General features: G+C 73.1%; 14 protein-coding genes and 1 riboswitch. Of the genes, 8 read left to right on the forward strand and 6 right to left on the reverse strand.

Features of this window, described 5'->3' with window-relative positions; translation table 11 throughout:
- Positions 1 to 2 precede the first annotated feature (2 nt).
- Positions 3 to 89: riboswitch (ZMP/ZTP riboswitch) on the reverse strand.
- A gap of 92 nt (positions 90 to 181) precedes the next feature.
- The 3 genes from I598_RS07220 to I598_RS17850 all read right to left on the reverse strand — a co-directional run bounded on the left by I598_RS07220 (position 182) and on the right by I598_RS17850 (position 3,278).
- Complete coding sequence (locus tag I598_RS07220; protein WP_068202388.1) at positions 182 to 526, reverse strand: hypothetical protein; 345 nt, start codon at positions 524 to 526, stop codon at positions 182 to 184.
- A 296-nt stretch (positions 527 to 822) separates the two neighbouring features.
- Entirely contained in the window at positions 823 to 1,956 is a 1,134-nt protein-coding gene (locus I598_RS17845; RefSeq protein WP_232314292.1) for an arabinan endo-1,5-alpha-L-arabinosidase, read from the reverse strand.
- Entirely contained in the window at positions 1,953 to 3,278 is a 1,326-nt protein-coding gene (locus I598_RS17850; protein WP_198155769.1) for a glycoside hydrolase family 27 protein, read from the reverse strand. Before I598_RS17850 ends, I598_RS17845 begins: the two co-directional genes overlap by 4 nt.
- Before the next feature lie 232 nt (positions 3,279 to 3,510).
- On the opposite strand from I598_RS17850, the gene I598_RS07235 reads away from it, so the two are divergent.
- The 6 genes from I598_RS07235 (at position 3,511) to I598_RS07260 (ending at position 8,882) form a co-directional block, all read left to right on the forward strand.
- Positions 3,511 to 4,860 (forward strand): ABC transporter substrate-binding protein, encoded by a 1,350-nt coding sequence (locus I598_RS07235; RefSeq protein ID WP_068202390.1) that lies wholly within the window; start codon positions 3,511 to 3,513, stop codon positions 4,858 to 4,860.
- Positions 4,861 to 4,941: 81 nt separating this feature from the next.
- Positions 4,942 to 5,916 carry a carbohydrate ABC transporter permease gene (locus tag I598_RS07240; RefSeq protein WP_083973006.1) on the forward strand — a complete coding sequence of 325 codons (975 nt, stop codon included), beginning with the start codon at positions 4,942 to 4,944 and terminating at the stop codon, positions 5,914 to 5,916.
- Between the two features lie 15 nt (positions 5,917 to 5,931).
- Positions 5,932 to 6,789: a carbohydrate ABC transporter permease gene (locus I598_RS07245; protein WP_198155770.1), complete on the forward strand. Its 858-nt coding sequence runs from the start codon at positions 5,932 to 5,934 to the stop codon at positions 6,787 to 6,789.
- A gap of 1 nt (position 6,790) precedes the next feature.
- Positions 6,791 to 8,218, forward strand: a complete 1,428-nt coding sequence (locus tag I598_RS07250) for an arabinan endo-1,5-alpha-L-arabinosidase (RefSeq protein ID WP_083973008.1) — start codon at positions 6,791 to 6,793, stop codon at positions 8,216 to 8,218.
- 2 nt (positions 8,219 to 8,220) lie between these two features.
- Positions 8,221 to 8,631 carry a YesL family protein gene (locus tag I598_RS07255; RefSeq protein WP_068202391.1) on the forward strand — a complete coding sequence of 137 codons (411 nt, stop codon included), beginning with the start codon at positions 8,221 to 8,223 and terminating at the stop codon, positions 8,629 to 8,631.
- Positions 8,607 to 8,882, forward strand: a complete 276-nt coding sequence (locus tag I598_RS07260; protein WP_068202392.1) for a hypothetical protein — start codon at positions 8,607 to 8,609, stop codon at positions 8,880 to 8,882. The genes I598_RS07255 and I598_RS07260 overlap by 25 nt, the downstream gene beginning before the upstream one ends.
- Positions 8,883 to 8,933: 51 nt before the next feature.
- Here the strand turns inward: I598_RS07260 and I598_RS07265 are convergent, their stop codons facing one another.
- Positions 8,934 to 10,736 (reverse strand): carbohydrate-binding module family 20 domain-containing protein, encoded by a 1,803-nt coding sequence (locus tag I598_RS07265; RefSeq protein ID WP_083973012.1) that lies wholly within the window; start codon positions 10,734 to 10,736, stop codon positions 8,934 to 8,936.
- Positions 10,737 to 10,953: 217 nt separating this feature from the next.
- The gene (locus tag I598_RS07270) at positions 10,954 to 12,048 is read right to left on the reverse strand and encodes a LacI family DNA-binding transcriptional regulator (protein WP_068202393.1); all 1,095 of its coding nucleotides are present in this window, start codon (positions 12,046 to 12,048) and stop codon (positions 10,954 to 10,956) included.
- Between the two features lie 138 nt (positions 12,049 to 12,186).
- On the opposite strand from I598_RS07270, the gene arfA reads away from it, so the two are divergent.
- Positions 12,187 to 13,716, forward strand: coding sequence for an arabinosylfuranosidase ArfA (gene arfA, locus I598_RS07275; protein WP_068202394.1), 1,530 nt, complete (start codon positions 12,187 to 12,189; stop codon positions 13,714 to 13,716).
- A gap of 109 nt (positions 13,717 to 13,825) precedes the next feature.
- Here the strand turns inward: arfA and I598_RS07280 are convergent, their stop codons facing one another.
- Positions 13,826 to 15,184, reverse strand: coding sequence for a helix-turn-helix domain-containing protein (locus I598_RS07280; protein WP_157557180.1), 1,359 nt, complete (start codon positions 15,182 to 15,184; stop codon positions 13,826 to 13,828).
- Positions 15,185 to 15,385: 201 nt separating this feature from the next.
- Here I598_RS07280 and I598_RS07285 point away from each other — a divergent pair, with 201 nt between their 5' ends.
- Entirely contained in the window at positions 15,386 to 16,807 is a 1,422-nt protein-coding gene (locus I598_RS07285) for a carboxylesterase family protein (protein WP_083973014.1), read from the forward strand.
- Positions 16,808 to 16,895 lie beyond the last annotated feature (88 nt).

Raw genomic sequence — 16,895 nt, forward strand, 5'->3', positions numbered from 1 at the left:
GAGGACCAGGCCCAGGCGAACGACCCGTCGTCACACAGCGCGTCGCTCCCCGGTGGTGATCCACCTGTACGCCAGTCGCGACACGGCGATCCTAACCGATCGTCCGGTGTCGGGGCACGGGTACGCCGGACGTCCCGGCACCCCCGGCGCGGACCGTGGGCGCGTCGACCGGTCCGGTGGGTCAGGCGGCACCCTCGTCGCGCAGGCGGCGGAGGTCGGCGACGAACGCCTCCGTCGCAGCGGCGTCCGCCCAGCCGTGGCGGCTCGACCCCGACGCCAGGACCACAGGCACCGACACACCGTGCCGTGACTGCAGGACGACGGCGGGCACCTGCGTGAACTCCCACGTGGTGCTGCCGACGACGACGGCCGAGACCTCGTCCCACGCCCACGCCAGGACCGGTGCACGCCCCGGCGGGCACCACAGCTCGACCCGGTCCGCCCCGGCGGTGAGCACCAGGTCGGAGCCCGCGAGGTTGCGCAGCTCGGGCCGCCACAGCCCGGCCTGCTCGAGGGCGGGGCCCAACGCCGGCACCACGTGCGCCCGGCGGGTCTCCCAGCCCGGCCGCTCCCCGCACCCGGTCGTGGAGACGGCGCGCCTGCCCGCGCATCACGACGTTCACCAGCACGATCACCAGCACGATGACGGCCGCCGCGATCAACCAGGTCATAGCGCTTCCCCCGGGGTCGCGTCACCGTCGGCGGCGACGGTCATGACGACGGGCGGCTCGTAGGCGGCGACGAGCGGCGGGTACTGCGGGGCGGGGACTGCGGGGCGGGGACCACGTGACCTCCTGCGGCGACGCCCCACCGTACCGGCCGTCAGGACGCCGGCACCTCCGTCGTGGCCACGGGCCACCCGTCGCGCGTCCAGCCGAGGTCCTGGATCGACAGGCGGAACATCCCGCCGTCGTCGCCGTCGTAGAAGTGGTTGGCCAGGTGTCCGCGGGACAGCGACTGCCCGCCGGGGCCGATCACGGCACCCTCGCTCGCGAGCAGGGGCGTCCCGCCGCCGAGCGCCATGTCCTTGCCGTCGGCGTCGAGGAACGGACCGGTGACGTCCTGCGAGCGCCCGACCCGGATCTCGTAGGTCGAGTCGACGCCGGAGCAGCACTTCCCCCACGAGACGAACAGGTAGTACCAGCCGTCGTGCTCGGCCACGTACGGCGCCTCGATCTGGTTCTCCGGGACGCCCGCACGGGTGGCGACCATGACGGGCTCGGCGCCGTCGGCGGGCAGACCGTCGGGCCACTGCAGCGGCAGCACCTGGATGCCGCCCCAGAACGAGCCGAAGAACAGCCACGGGTCGCCCGCGGCGTCCGTCACGACGCCCGGGTCGATGGCGTTGTAGAAGGTCTCCCCCGCCTGCGACCGCCACACCGGGCCCTGGTGGGTCCAGCCGTAGCCCGGGTCCGCCGGGTCGAGCGTCGGGCTGGTCGCCAGCCCGATCGCGGAGGTGTTCGAGCCGAACGTCGACGCGGAGTAGTACAGGTACCAGGCGCCGTCGTGCTCCACGAGCTCGGGAGCCCAGAAGTGCTCCACGCCGTCGATGGTCTCGCGCACCCACTGCGGGTCGTCGGCTGCCTCCCAGGCGGGGCCGACCCGCTCCCAGGTGGCGCCGTCGTCGTCGGAGCGGTGGACCATCGGCGCGCCGAGCCCGCGGGCCGGGTCGCCGGTGGAGTAGACGAACCAGGGTTCGCCCTCGTCGCCGACGACGAGCGCCGGGTCGTGGGTGGCGAGGTCACCGTCCAGGGCGAGCGCCTCGGGAGCGGCCTCCCAGGGCCGCAGGACCGCGAGGGTCGCGCCCGCCGCGGCGAGCAGCACGGCGACCGCCACGGACACCACGGCGACCGCGCGACGCCTGCGACGCCGGGCGGACGGGGCGGGTGGGGCGACGGGTCCGGGCCGCCCGGTCCCGGCCGCGACGGCGGCCGACGCGTCGGGCGCGGTCGTCACGACAGGTCCATGGCGTGGGTCTCGTGGCGCAGCAGCCGCACGCCGTGCGCGGGCACCTCGAGGTCGAGGACGACGTCGTGGCCGCTCGCCGCCGTGGCGGGCAGGGTCACGACCTTCTCGTCGGACCAGACGTCGACGAGCGTGTCGGGGTGCCCGATGAGCCCGGCGGCGCCGGCGGGGACCGCGACGCGCCGGGCCTCGTCGGCGGTGTTGAACAGGGCGACCCACCGGACGGTGCCGTCGGGCGTGCCCGCCGCCCAGACGACGGTGTCGCCCTCGCGCAGCAGCTCGCGGCCGCCGGCGGAGCGGTGCAGCACGTCGATCAGACCCCGGTGGGTGAGGTCGGCGACGGTGGCGGCGTCGGTCGTGGGCAGGTCGCCGCCCATCATGAGGGGCGAGCGGGCCAGGCACCACAGCGTCAGCAGCGTGCGCCGCTCGTCGGTGCCGAGCAGCGCGTCGCGCGGCTCGCCGCGCTCCGCGCGCAGGCCGATCCGCCCGAGGGGCAGCATGTCGGCGTCGGGCCAGCCGGCGGACCCGGCGTGCGGGGCCCACCGCGCGGCGCGGCCGAGCTGGTCGACGACGTCCTCCCAGCGGTCCCAGAGGTCGTCGGAGACGCGCCACATGTCCGCGTGGGCCCGCAGGTGGTCGAGCCGGGCCAGGGACAGGTGCGTGCCGGGCGACAGGGAGATCGTCACCGGCCGGCCGTGCTTGGCCTCGGCGCGGCGCACGGCCAGCGCGAGGGCCTCGACGGCGTCGGCGTGGTACGGGGCGAGCATGTCGTCGACCTTGAGGAAGTCGACGCCCCAGCCGACGACGTGGTCGATCATCGCGTCGAGCCACACCTGGGCGCCCGGGTGGCTGTGGTCGAGACCGTAGTTGTCGCCGTTCCAGGTGCAGGTGCTGGTGGTGTCGGCGATGTCGGCGGTCGTCCACGGGGTGCCGGGCACGGGCAGCGCGGCGGCGACCGCGCGCCGGGCGATGCCCCGCATGAGGTGGAGGCCGAGCCGGAGGCCGAGGTCGTGGACGGCGGTGGCCAGCCCGGTGAGGCCCGAGCCGTCGGCCGCCGAGGGGAAGCGGGCGGGGACGGGCTGGAGGAACCCGTGCCCGTCGAACAGCAGCGGGGCGTCGTCGTTGTACCCGTGCGCCCGGGCGGTCGGCTCGAACCACTGGGCGTCGACGACGACCGTGTCCCAGCCGGTGTCGGCCATGTGCTCGGCCATGAAGCGCGCGTTGGCGAGCACCTCGGCCTCGGTGACGGTGGTGCCGTAGCTGTCCCAGGAGTTCCATCCCTGGGGCGGGGTGTTCGCGCGGTGCGGCTGCATTGCTCGTCCGTTTCGTGAGTACATCGATGTAACCGGACCATCCTCTCCGGCGCGCGACCCGGGGTCAACCTTCTCTGCATCGTTGTACATCCGTGACCCACGCCACTTGACCGATGGCCTCGAAGCGTGCGAATCTCTCACCTGTCGGTGGGCTTCCATCGATGTAAAGCGGCCCGCAGGCGTCGAAGCCCACGCGAGGTGCGCCAGGCTCCAACCCCGAGAGGACCTCGTGATGAAGAAGTCACGCCTGATGGCCGGTGTCGTCGCCGGTCTCGTCATCGCCAGCACCGCTGCCTGCAGCTCCGGCGCCGGCGGTGGCGACGAGTCCGAAGGTCTCACCTTCATGTTCCGCGGCGGTGAGGACGAGAAGGCCGCCTACCAGGCCGCCATCGACCGCTTCACCGAGGAGACCGGCGTCGAGGTGGAGGTCATCGTCACGGACGCCGACCAGTACGCCACCAAGCTCCAGGCCGCCATCGCCGGCAACACCGTGCCCGACGTGTTCTACATCGAGCAGGCCAACCTCCAGTCTTACGTCAACAACGGCATCCTCATGGACATCACCGACCAGGTGGCCGAGCAGGACGTCGACCTCGAGAACATCTGGGAGTTCGGCGTGAACTCCTACCGCTACGACGGCACCCTCCAGGGGACCTCCGAGGGCCGCCTCTACGGCCTGCCCAAGGACGTCGGACCGTTCGGCTTCGGCTACAACAAGACCATGCTCGAGGAGGCGGGGATCGAGCTGCCCGACGCCGACGAGCCCCTGACCTGGGACGAGTGGCTGCCGATCCTCACCGAGCTCACGAAGGACACCGACGGCGACGGCGAGATCGACCAGTGGGGCACCGGGCTCAACGTCCAGTGGAACCTCCAGTCGTTCGTGTGGAGCAACGGCGGTGACTGGACCAACGAGGACAGGACGCAGGTCACGGTCGACACCCCGGAGTTCGCCGAGGCGCTGCAGTTCTTCACGGACCTCACCACCGAGCACGCGGTGACGCCGAACCCCGAGCAGGCGCAGACCATGGACACCTACCAGCGGTTCATGGCGGGCGAGATCGGCTTCTTCCCCGTCGCGCCGTGGGACCTGAGCGTCTACAACGAGCTCGACTTCGACTACGACGTCATCCCCTGGCCGGTGGGCTCCACCGGTGAGACCGCGACCTGGGTCGGCTCGCTCGGCATCGGCGTGTCCACCACCACCGACATGCCCGACGAGGCCGTGAAGCTGGTGACCTACCTGTCCGCGGACGAGGAGGCGCAGCAGACGCTGGTCGACGCCAACATCCAGATCCCGAACCGGATCGACACCGCGCAGGAGTGGGCGTCCGCGCCCGACGCGCAGCCGGCCAACCGCCAGGAGTACCTGGACATCGTCGAGGACTACGGCCGCGCCATGCCGGCCGCGTTCACCTACGGTGCGCAGTGGTACGACGAGCTCTGGGTGAACATCCAGCCCGTCGTCGACGGCGACCAGCCCGCCGCGGAGTACCTCGCCGAGGTCCAGCCGCGCATGCAGGCGCTCCTCGACGAGTCGAACGCGCAGGCCGAGGCCGCCGCCGCGCAGAACAACGGCTGACGCCACCGAGACCGGCCGGGGTGCGGCCTGGCGAAGGCCGCCGCACCCCGGCCCCGTACCACCTGGACGAAGGAGTCTTCGATGACCTCCGCCACCACTCCCGCCGCGGTCGGACTGGGGACGGCCGCCCGCAAGAAGGCGGCCCGGCGCACGCCGGCCCCGCAGGACGGGGGCTCGACCAAGCTGCACCGGATCGAGCGTCGCTGGGCGCTGCTGTTCGTCGCCGCGCCCGTCATCGGGTACCTCCTGTTCGTCCTGTACCCGACGGGGTACGCCCTCGTCGCGTCGTTCACCCGCTGGAACGGCCTCGGGGCGATGCAGTTCGTGGGGCTCGACAACTACGTCGCGCTCCTGAGCGACGAACGGTTCCACCTGTCGCTCTACAACACGTTCTTCTACATGCTCGGCATCCCGATCGGGCTGGCGCTGTCGCTCGCGCTGGCCCTGGCGATGAACCGCCGGCTCGTCGGGCGTGCCGCGTTCCGCACCATCTACTACATCCCCGTGATCAGCTCGCTGGCCGCCATCGCGATCCTCTGGCAGTGGGCCTACAACGGCGACTTCGGGCTCGTGAACCAGTTCCTGGCGTTCTTCGGCATCGAGGGCCCGAACTGGCTCGCGGACGCCACCTGGTCCAAGCCGGCCATCATCATGATGGCGGTCTGGAAGGGCCTCGGGTACTCGATGCTGCTGTACCTGGCGGCCATCCAGTCGGTCCCCCGGTCGTTGTACGAGGCCGCGTCGCTCGACGGCGCCGGCGCCTGGCAGCGGTTCCGGGCGATCACCCTGCCGATGGTGCAGCCCGTGACGTTCTTCCTGGTGGTCACCAACATCATCGCCGGGGCCATGATCTTCACCGAGATCCAGATCATGACGCCGACGGGCGGGCCCGAGTACTCGACGGCCTCCACGGTGTTCCACATCTGGCAGCAGGCCTTCAAGTACCAGCAGATGGGCTACGCGACCGCCATGGCGATCGTGCTGGGGGTCCTGATCCTCCTCATCACGCTCATCCAGTTCCGTCTGAACAAGCGCAGCAGCTTCGTCATCGACTGAGGCCAGGAAGACATCATGCGAACCAAGGACCTGAGCCGCACGACGCGCTCGCGCATCACCGACGTCATCGTCTGGATCGTCCTCGCGGCCGGCGCGATCTTCATGATCGCCCCGCTGCTGTGGATGATCTCCACCTCCCTGAAGACCCAGCTCGAGGTCTTCGCCCTGCCCCCGGTGTGGATCCCCGAGGTGCCCCAGTGGGACACCTACGTGCGGATGTGGCAGGACTCCTACGTCCTGTCCGGCTTCCGGAACTCCGCGATCGTCGCGTTCACGGTGACGATCATCGGCACGTTCACCTGCTCGCTCGCCGCGTTCTCGCTGGCGAAGATGCGGCTGCCGTACCGCAACGCCATCTTCATCGGCCTGCTGTCCGGCATCATGATCCCGTTCCCGACGATCATGATCCCGCAGTTCGTGATGTTCGCCCGGCTCGGCTGGGTGGACACCCTGCTGCCCCTGATCGTCCCGGCGATCTTCGGCAACATCGTCATGATCTTCTTCCTGCGCCAGTACCTCGAGTCGGTGCCGAACTCCCTCATCGAGGCCGCGAAGATCGACGGCGCCTCGTACTGGCAGATCTTCTGGCGCATGATCATGCCGATCATCCGCCCCGCCGTGGCCGCGCAGTTCATCCTGTGGTTCATGGCGGTCTGGAACGACTACCTGGCGCCGATCCTGTACCTGAACACGCCGGAGAAGCAGACGCTGCAGGTCGTCATCGCGAACATGAACGTCCAGTACGCGACGCAGCGCGACTACCCGCTGATCATGGCGGCGTCGTTCGTCTCGCTGCTGCCGATCCTCGCCGTCTTCCTCGTGTTCCAGCGGCAGATCATCGAGTCGATCGCGCTGACCGGGTCCAAGGGCTGACATGACCGAGCTCCGCGAGCCCGCCGCCGGCCCCACCGGCGGCGGGCCGGGCGCCACCGCGCCCGTGATCCCCCCGACCGCAGCACCCGACGCACCCGACACGACGTCGTGGGGCGGGCGCCACGCGCACGACCCGACCGTCGCGCGCGACGATGACGGCGTCTACTGGTGCTTCTCCACCGACGCCCGGTACGACGGCCCCGTGCGCGCCGGCGTCCAGGTGCGCCGCTCGACCGACCTCGTGACGTGGGAGCTGACCGGCTGGGCGCTGCCCGGCGTCCCGCCCGCCGCGGCCGCGTGGGCGTCGGCGGAGGGCCTGTGGGCCCCCGAGGTGGTCCGCTCCCCCGACGGCGGCTGGCGCATGTACTACTCCGCGTCGTCGTTCGGGTCCCGCCGCTCGGCGATCGGGCTGGCGACGGCCCCGCACCCGGCGGGTCCGTGGACGGACGCCGGGCTCGTCGTCTCGTCCCGGCACCACGAGCCGCCGGAGGGGACGGGCCACCCCAACGCCATCGACGCAGCCGTCGTCGACGACGACGACGCGCAGTGGCTGGTCTACGGCTCGTTCTTCGGGGGGATCCACGCGCTCCCCCTGGACCCCGTCACCGGGCTGGTCGCCGAGCGGGCTGCCGCCTCCGCCGCGCCAGGTGCCCTCACCGACCACCCCGGCGTGCTCCTCGCGCGCCGCTCCCCCGCGGTCGACAACGGCGCCGTCGAGGGCGCCTTCGTCCTGCCCCGCCCAGGCGGCGGCTGGGCGCTGCTCGTCTCCTACGACTCGCTGGCGTCGAGCTACCACGTCCGGGCGGCGGTCGCCGACGCCGTGACCGGGCCGTACCGCGACCGGACCGGGCGGCTCATGACGGACACGGACGCCGCGCCGTGGTCCGTCGGGGTGCCCGTGCTGTCTGGGCACCGCCACGACGGCGGTCCCGGGGTCCTCGCGCCCGGCCACGGGTCGGTGCTGACCGAGGACCTCCCGGACGGCGGCCGGCGCCAGACGTTCGTGCACCACGTGCGCGACGCCGACGCACCCGCCCGGCACCGCCTGCAGGTCCGCCGCCTCGTGTGGACCCACGACGGGTGGCCGCTGGTCAGCCCGCAGCCGTGGGCGGGCGCCGCGCGGGAGACCGACGACGAGGACGCCTGGCCGTCCGACCCCGCCGTCCTCGACGGCCGGTGGGAGAGCTGGGAGCCCGGAGCGGACCCGACGCACGTCCGCACCACGACGACCGGCGTGCTCGAGCCCCGCGACGAGGTCCGCTCCCACGGGCGCGGCCGCTTCGGCTGGCGGGCCCCCGACGGCGCGGAGGTCAGCGCCGTCGTCCACCCCGGCTGGGACGCCGTGCGCGGGCGTGCCACCCTGGTCCTGACGGCGCTGGACGCGACCGGCCGCGTCGTGCTGGCCACCAGGGTGGACGAAGGAGCATGACGATGGACCGTCCGCAGGACCCGCGCGAGACGGCGCGCGAGCGCGTCGCCGACGCCGAGGTGCCGGGCTGGGCGGGCGGCGTCATGCTGGCCCTGCGCTGGGCCACGCTGCTCGTCGAGGTGCAGGTCATGGTGGTCCTCGGCACCCTCGCCGGCGGGGTGGTCGCCGGGCTCGGCCCGGCGCTGCGCGCGGGCGGCGCGGTGACCGCGCGGATGACCGACGAGCCGACGCCGTGGCGCACGTTCTGGCGCACCTGGCGCGACGGGTTCGGGCGCACCAACCTGCTGTTCGCGCCGTTCTGGGTGATCGCCGTGCTGCTGTGGTTCGACGGCGTCGCGGTGCGGCTGCTCGAGGGCCCCTCCGCCTCGGCGCTCCTCGGGGGCTGGTCGTGGTCGTCGCCTGGTCGGGCGTGATGCTGGCCTACTGGCCGCGCGTGGTGCTGCGGTACGACCGTTCCTTCGTCGAGACCTGGCGGTTCCTGCTGCTCAGCCCGCTGCTCGGCCCCGCGGTGTCCGTCGCCGTGCTCATGGTGCTCGTGGTCCTGTGGGTCGCCTGGACCTTCCTGCCGCTGGCGGCCGTGCTGGTCGGTGCGGCGTTCGTGCTGTGGGCGACGGGCCGCCTGGTGTCCGAGCGGCTGGACCGGATCGACACCGACGCCCGCTGAGCGGGGAGCCCGCCGGGCGGGACGCCCGCAGGCCCCCCGCCCGGCGTGGTCTCACCGCCAGGTGTCGTCCAGGACGAGGGTGCCGTCCGGCGCCACGGTCGCGGTCCGGTTCGACCCGTTCTCCCAGACGACGGCCCCCGAGCCGTCGACCTTGACGAACTTGTACTCGAAGGACGCCCCGGCGGGCAGGTCGACCGTCGCCGTCCAGACCGGGTAGGAGCCGGCGCCCAGGCGCACCCCGTGCTGCGGCGACCACGACCCGAGCTCCGGCAGGGAGCCCACGAGCCGCACGTCCTGGCCCCAGACCGTCGTCGCACGGACTGCCACGGAGGTCTCCCCCGTCGCCTCCTCGCCGCCGTCGCCGTCGTCGCCGTCGTTCCCGTCGGCCGCGAGCAGGGCGAGGGCGCCGTAGGCCGGGACCGTCGCCGTGAACGTGCCCGACGCCGAGACGGTGTAGGTGGTGGAGCAGTCGTCGGAGGCGACGACGTCGCAGTACGTGCCCGCCGGCAGCGAGGTCGCGTAGGTGCGGGTCACGGCCGAGGCCGTGTTGTTGATCGTCACGTAGCCGACGTCGCCGCGGCCGTAGCCGATGTGGTTGCCCCCGTCGTCCCACCAGCTCGTCACGGCCGTGCCCTCGACGGCGTTGTGGAACCCGACCATGCCGCGCACCTCGGTGGCGTCGTGGGTGCACGTCCAGGCGGACGACCCGCAGGACGCGTCCGGCACGGAGGTCTGGGTGGCGCCCGGGGCACCGGCGTCCTTGTCGGTCCACGCGTAGCCCGAGTAGACCGTCGGCGAGCCGTACGGCCACGACAGCAGGAACGTGTTGGCCAGCAGGTACTTGGCGCCCCACCGGTAGTTCATCGTCTCGCCGTTGCGCTCGGTGTCGTGGTTGTCGACGAACACCCCGGCGTCCGCGGACGGCAGCTTGCCGTCGCCGATGGTCCGCAGCCCGGCGATCGCTCCGTCGAACCGGGACCGCAGCTCGCGGGCGTAGTCGAACTCGTGCGAGTCGCCGCTGCCGAGGTACTCCGACGGGCGGATCGGCTCACCGGCCGCGCCGATGACCTCGTGCACCCAGAAGACGTCCGGGTCCGAGAGCCGCGACCGGATAGCCTCCAGGTCCGCCGCCGGGACGTGCTTGGCCGCGTCGATGCGGAAGCCCGCCACCCCGAGGCCGATCAGGTCGTTCAGGTAGGCCGCGATCCGGTCCCGGACGGAGGCCGACCCGGTGCGCAGGTCCTGCAGCGACAGCAGGCGGCAGTTCTGCACCTGGTAGCGGTCGCCGTAGTTCGAGATCGAGGTGCGGCAGTCGTTGAAGTCCGCCGCGGAGTAGGTGCCGGGGAACGAGTCGACGCCGAACGGGCTCCCGGCCACGCCGGTGCCGGAACCCTGGTCCGCGCCGGTGGTGTGGTTGACCACCGCGTCGACGACGACCCCCACACCCGCCGTGCGGCAGGTCTCCACCATGTGCGCGAACTCGGCGCGGGTGCCGAGCTTGGACTCGACGCGGTAGCTGACGGGCTGGTACGAGGTCCACCAGGCCGTGCCGCGGACGTGCTCCTGCGGCGGGGAGACCTGGACGTAGCCGTACCCGGCGGGCCCGAGGCTGGACGTGCACTCGGCGGCCACCGAGTCCCAGGTCCACTGGAAGAGGTTCGCGATGACGTTGCCGCGACCGTTCGGCGAGTCCACGACGGGGCTCGGGACGGGCGTCGTGGCGCCGGCGGGCCCGCCGGCCAGCAGCCCGGCGCCGGCGACGCCCAGGGCGGCCAGCGCGGCGAGGAGCCGGACGGGACGGCGGGCGGCCCGGGAACGGGGTCGTGCGGTGCGTGATCGATGTGCGAGCGGCATTGCTCTGCTCCTTCGTCGGGGCCCGTCGTCGGGCCCGGTGCGTCGCTCCCGGCGTCGGTGCCGGGGCGGTGCTGCGACCTGTGGGCCGCCTCCTGCGGGAGCATCATGTCGATGCAGTCCGCAACGTTACTGCAAGGCTTGCAAAACCACCAGCACCACCCGGGCACGACGGAGCCCGCGCACCGAGAGAGGTGCGCGGGCTCCGTCGAGCTCTCCGTCAGGCGGTCCGAGCCTCGCCGCCGACGACGATCTCCTCCACCCCGCCGGCCTGCTCGCCCACGACACGGGACGGGGCACCGGCAGCGACGCAGCCCGTGGACTCCCGGCCGACGATCCGGGAGGTCGGCACGACCCGGCGGAAGGTCCGCCCGGAACCGCCGGAGATGCGCTCCACGAGCAGGTCGACCGCCGTCCGGGCGATCTGCGCGCTGCCCGGGTCGACCGAGCTGACGGAGGGCACCGAGTAGCGCACGTCGTCGACGTCGTCGAAGCCGATGAGCGCCACGTCGCCGGGGACGTCGAGGTCGCGGGCGTGCAGCGCGTGCAGCGCACCCAGCGCCATCGCGTCGTTGAGGGCGAACACGGCGTCGACCTCGACGCCCGCGTCGAGCATGGCGCCCATCGTCTCGGAGCCCGTGGAGCGGTGCCACAGGCCCGCCTCGCCGACGAGCGCCGGGTCGTAGGGCAGCCCGGCCTCGGCCAGGCCCTGGCGGTAGCCCTCGGTGCGCAGCGCGGCGGAGCCCTGCTCCTCCCCCTCGTGCGCGCCGATGACGGCGATGCGGCGGCGGCCCATCGCGGCGAGGTGCAGCGTGGCCGCCTTGGCGCCGGCGACGTTGTTCATCGTCACGTGGTCGGCCGGGGCGTCGAAGACGCGCTCACCGAGCACGACGAGGGGGAAGTCGACCTCGAACAGGCCGACGTCCTCCTGGCCCAGCTCGAGCGGCGAGAAGATCACCCCGTCGGTGAGGTGCCGACGACGCCCGGTGAGGACGTCGATCTCCCGCTCGCGCGACCCGCTCGTCTGCTCGATGAGGACGTTGAGGCCCTGCTCCTCGGCGGCACGGATCACCCGGTCGGCGAGCTCGGCGAAGTACGGCAGCGACAGCTCCGGCACCGCGAGGGTGATCATGTCGGTGCGCCGGGTCCGCAGGTTCCGGGCGGTCGTGTTGAGCCGGTACCCGAGCTCCTCGATCGCGGCCTGCACACGGGCCCGCGTCTCGGGCCGGATGTGCGCGTAGCCGTTGACGACGTTCGAGACGGTCTTGATGGAGACGCCGGCGCGCTGCGCGACGTCGTGCATGGTCACTGCCACGTGACGATCCTCCTGTCGGTCTGCACAGCGTAGGGCAGCGGTGCCGGGTGGTGCGCAGACGGCCTGTCGTGATTGACTCTACATCGTTGTAACCAATGGCGGTACATCCGCTCCGTTCGCAGAGGAACACCGAGAACCATGGCTGACGCCCGCATCACCCTCCACCCCGACTTCCGCCGCGGCACCGTCGACCGGCGCCTCTTCGGCTCGTTCGTCGAGCACCTCGGCCGCGCCGTCTACACCGGCATCTACGAGCCCGGCCACGACACCGCCGACGCCCACGGCTTCCGGCGCGACGTCGCCGACCTCACCCGCGAGCTGGGTGTGTCGATGGTGCGCTACCCCGGGGGGAACTTCGTCTCCAACTACGTGTGGGAGGACGCCGTCGGCCCCGTCGAGCAGCGCGAGCCGTTCCTCGACCTCGCCTGGCGCACCGTCGAGCCCAACCTGGTCGGCACCGACGAGTTCCTGCAGTGGGCCGAGCGCGAGGGCGTCGAGCCGATGATGGCCGTCAACCTCGGCACCCGTGGCGTCGCGGCCGCCGCCGCCCTGGTCGAGTACTGCAACGGCGAGGCCGGCACCCGGTGGGCCGACCTGCGCATCGCGAACGGCCGGGAGGAGCCCTACGGCGTGACGCTGTGGTGCCTGGGCAACGAGATGGACGGCCCGTGGCAGATCGGCCACAAGGACGCCCACGAGTACGGCAAGCTCGCCGCCGAGGCCGGCAAGGCCATGAAGCTCGTCGATCCCTCGATCTCGCTGGTCGTCTGCGGCTCCTCGTCCATGCAGATGCCGACCTTCGGCGAGTGGGAGCGCACCGTCCTGTCGTACACGTACGACCTGGTCGACCACGTCTCCATGCACGCCTACTACGAGGAGCACGACGGCGACCGCGGCTCGTTCCTCGCCTCCGGCACCGCGATGGACCGGTTCATCGACCGCGTCGTCGCGTCCGCCGACGCCGTCGGGGCCGAGCGCCGCTCGGACAAGAAGATCACCATCAGCTTCGACGAGTGGAACGTCTGGTACCTCGAGACCCGGTTCCCCGGCGAGGGCAACCTGCCGATCGGCCGGGACGCCCCGCGCATCATCGAGGACGTCTACTCCGGCCTCGACGCCGTCGTCGTCGGCGACCTCCTGGTGACCCTGCTCAACCACGCCGACCGCGTCCCCGTCGCCGCGCTCGCCCAGCTCGTCAACGTCATCGCGCCGATCATGACCGAGCCCGGCGGTGAGGCATGGCGCCAGCCGACGTTCCACCCCTTCGCCACGACGGCCCGGCTGGCCCGCGGCACCGCGCTCGACGTGCGCGTCGACGCTCCGGTGTACTCCACCGCCCGGCACGGGGAGGCCCCCGTCGTCACCGCCGCCGCCACCGTGGACGACGACGGCTCGCTCGGCCTGTTCCTCACCAACCGCAGCGACCGGGCCGTCGAGGTCGACCTCGCGCACGTCGGCGCTTCGCTCGCACTGACCGAGGGCTGGCAGATGGTCGCCGACCACGAGCAGGCCGTGCACGGCCCGGAGCACGCCACCAAGGTGGCCGACGCCTGCTGGTCCGTGCTCGACGCCGCCGGGGCCGTCACCGGTACCAGCGCCGGTGCGACGACCGTCCGCCTCGCACCGGAGTCCTGGACCGCGTTCGCGGGTACCTTCGCCCGCGCCTGACCCCCTCGTACGCGCCGAGCGTCTCTGAAGGTCGGGCAACGACGGTCCTCGCCCAACTTTCAGAGACGCTCGGCGGCTTGCGGGCTGGGCGGCGTGGCCGCCCCGCGTGTCAGGCGTCGACGAGCTCGCGGTCCGAGCCGCCCGCGGGCTGCTGGTCCCTGTAGCGGCGCACGACGCGGCTGACGACGGACTTGGACGCGGACACCTGCTCGGCGATCTCGCGCTGCGTGAGGCCCTGGCGGGCGAGCTCGACGATGCGGCGGTCGCGCTCGGCGGTCGGGTCCTCGTCGCCTGGGTCCCCGTCGTTCTGGGCGGAGCCGGGGGAGGCGACGGCGGCCTCGGCCTGCTCCGCGGCGGCACCGCGCTGCACGAGGTCGAACACCTCGACGCGGCGGGTGTGGCCGGTGGCGGTCGGCGGCTCGACGGCGGGCGCGGAGGCGTCCGCGGGTGCCGGCTGGTCCCAGGGCAGGGAGTCTCGGGTGCCGAACGCCTTCCGGACGCTCGCACCGAACTCCAGCTCCTCGAACGCCGTCTCCGGCACGTACGGCTGGTCCTCGTCGTCGTCCGCGCGGGCCGGCGACGGGGCGGGCGTCGACGGCGCGACGACGGCGGGGCGGGTGGCCCCGGCGTCCTGCGCCGACTCCCGCACGAGCGCGGGCAGCTCGCGGGCCTCGGCGACCGGGACGGGTGCCGCCTGACGCGCGGCGGCCGCGGCGTCGGCGCCGGTCAGCGGCCCGCGTGCGGTGCCGCGCTTGACCGAGCTGGCGCCGATGAGGTCGAGGCGGTTGCCGTGCCGCTCGGCCGCCTCCAGCCGCTCGACCCACACCTGCATGCGGCGTTCGAAGTCCTCGACCGTGAGCAGCTTGAGCGCCCCGTCGCGCGCGGCACGCTGACGCTGGTGGGCGGCCCGCACCTTGCGCAGGTCGGCGGCGCTGCCGCTGGAGTCGACGCGGGCGTCCCGCCACTGCTCCAGCGCGGTGACGTACTGGTGCACGCGGCTCTCGCGGCGGCGCTCGTCGAGCGTGTGCCCCGTGACCATGTGCCGTTCGCCGACGAGGGCGAGGTGCCACATGAGCGCGGCGACCAGCGGCGGGACGAAGCGGAACACCACCATGTACGGGGTGCTCTCGGTCGGCACCGCGACCTCGTGCAGCGCCGCGAACACGCCCGAGGTGCCCGACAGCACCCAGGTCAGCGTGAGCAGGACCCCGTACGGGCGCCCCTCGAGCGCGGCGTTGCGCGCCATGAGCGCGACCGCCACGAGGCTGACCTCGAGGAAGCCCGCCATGCCGTAGGCCTCGATCGGGGTCATGTGCGCGACCTCGAGGCCGAACAGGACCATGCCGCTGTAGGCCAGCGCGGTGGCGATCGTCGCCGCGATGACGACGGCCACCATGGGCAGGTGCCGCCCTCGGTAGCGCACCTGTCGCGGCGAGCCGCTCGTCGCAGCCCGGTCCTGCTGTGTCACGTCGTCCTCCGAAATGTCGTATGAGCCGTCATATATCAGCACCTCGCACTTCGGGACGTCAACGCTCGGGCGCCGATCGCAAGCCGATCGTGACCAGCGACGACGCGGTCGTCGGGCCACGCTCGACGACGCGACGAGCCGCACCTGACGTACCGCCCGGTCGGTTTGCTAGGCTGCGGCCACCGTCAAGGAGGACGACCGATGAGCGAACGCCTCACCGCCCCTGCCGAGTCCGGCCCGAGCGGCCGCCCGACCCGCGCCACGACCGCGCTCGGCGGCTTCCCCGCGCTCGTCGACGACGGCGTCGAGCGCCTCCGCAACATCCGGTACGCCCGCGCCGACCGCTTCGCGCCCCCGGAACCGCTGCCGCCCGACCCGGACGAGAGCGCCGAGCTCCAGCACGTCGTCGTCGCCTGCCCCCAGCCGCCGTCCGCCGCCGACGAGATCTACGGCCCCCAGCTGCGCGACGTGCGGTTCACGGAGGACTGCCTGCGGCTCACCGTCACCCGACCCGCGGGCACCGGCAGCGGGGACGCCCTCCCCGTCATGGTCTGGGTGCACGGCGGCGCCTACGTCTCGGGCGCGGGCGACCTGCCCGGCTACGACCCCGCGGCCCTCGTGCGCGAGCAGCAGGTCGTCGTCGTCGCCGTCACGTACCGGCTCGGCGCGCTGGGATTCCTGGGGGACGACGCGGTCGACGACGGGGGCGCCACGAGTGTCCCGGACCGGATCCCCCTCCCCCTGAACCTCGGGCTCCTCGACGTCCTCGCCGCGCTGGGCTGGGTGCGCGATCACGTCGCCGCGTTCGGGGGCGACCCCGACCGGGTGACGGTGTTCGGCCAGTCCGCCGGCGCGGACCTGCTGGCGCACGTCCTCGGTGCCGACGGCGCCGACGGCCTGTTCCGGCGGGCGATCCTGCAGAGCGCGCCGCTCGGCCTGCGCGGCGGGCGCGACGAGGTCCGCGCCCTGCTGTCCCGGACCGCCGGGGACCTGCCGCGCACCGGGCCGGTGGCGGAGGTTCTGGACGCGCAGGTCCGCGCCGCCGAGGCGGTCAAGGGGATCAACGACCGCGCGGGCATGCCGTTCGCCCCCGCGTGCGGCCACGCCCCGCTGCCGCCGGAAGCCGGGTTCCTCGGGGCCTGGCGCCGTCGCGCACCGGACGTCGACCTGCTCGTCACGTGGACGTCGCAGGACGGCAGCGCGTTCGTCCACCTCGACCCGAAGGGCCGCGCGCTGCTCGACAGGCCGCTGGTCGGCAAGGCGTTGTTCGGCCTCGCGACGCGCAAGGTCACCGACGTGCTGTTCCGCACCGCGGCGCGACGGTTCGCCCGCGACATGGTGGCGGCGGGCGGCACGGTGGCCGCCGCCGAGGTCACGGCACGCGTCGTCGGCAACCCGCTCGGCGCCACGCACGCCGTCGAGCTCGGGCTGCTGTTCCCGCGGGCCGAGCGCTGGGCCGCGGCTCCGGTCATCGGGCCGGACGGCGCCGCCGACCTCGTCGCGGCGGGCCGTGACCTGCGAGCCGCGTGGGCCGAGTTCGCCCGCGGCGGCCGCTCCCCCGGTGACGTGCGGGTCGCCGACGGCACCGGCTGGACGGGCGGCCTGCGCGTCGTGCGTCCCTGATCGCGCCGCCCCCGTCCCGCAGACGACGAGCGTCTCCGGACGTCCCGGTCCGGCACGGATCAGGGACGTCCGGAGACGCTCGCGGTCA

Source organism: Isoptericola dokdonensis DS-3, from assembly GCF_001636295.1.
GTDB lineage: Bacteria > Actinomycetota > Actinomycetes > Actinomycetales > Cellulomonadaceae > Isoptericola > Isoptericola dokdonensis.

Bases quoted from the DNA above. Each gene is read 5' to 3' on its own strand.
- I598_RS17850 (WP_198155769.1), bottom strand. From the start codon at position 3,278: ATGCAGCCGCACCGCGCGAACACCCCGCCCCAGGGATGGAACTCCTGG.
- I598_RS07235 (WP_068202390.1), top strand. From the start codon at position 3,511: ATGAAGAAGTCACGCCTGATGGCCGGTGTCGTCGCCGGTCTCGTCATC.
- I598_RS07240 (WP_083973006.1), top strand. From the start codon at position 4,942: ATGACCTCCGCCACCACTCCCGCCGCGGTCGGACTGGGGACGGCCGCC.
- I598_RS07245 (WP_198155770.1), top strand. From the start codon at position 5,932: ATGCGAACCAAGGACCTGAGCCGCACGACGCGCTCGCGCATCACCGAC.
- I598_RS07250 (WP_083973008.1), top strand. From the start codon at position 6,791: ATGACCGAGCTCCGCGAGCCCGCCGCCGGCCCCACCGGCGGCGGGCCG.
- I598_RS07255 (WP_068202391.1), top strand. From the start codon at position 8,221: ATGGACCGTCCGCAGGACCCGCGCGAGACGGCGCGCGAGCGCGTCGCC.
- I598_RS07265 (WP_083973012.1), bottom strand. From the start codon at position 10,736: ATGCCGCTCGCACATCGATCACGCACCGCACGACCCCGTTCCCGGGCC.
- arfA (WP_068202394.1), top strand. From the start codon at position 12,187: ATGGCTGACGCCCGCATCACCCTCCACCCCGACTTCCGCCGCGGCACC.
- I598_RS07285 (WP_083973014.1), top strand. From the start codon at position 15,386: ATGAGCGAACGCCTCACCGCCCCTGCCGAGTCCGGCCCGAGCGGCCGC.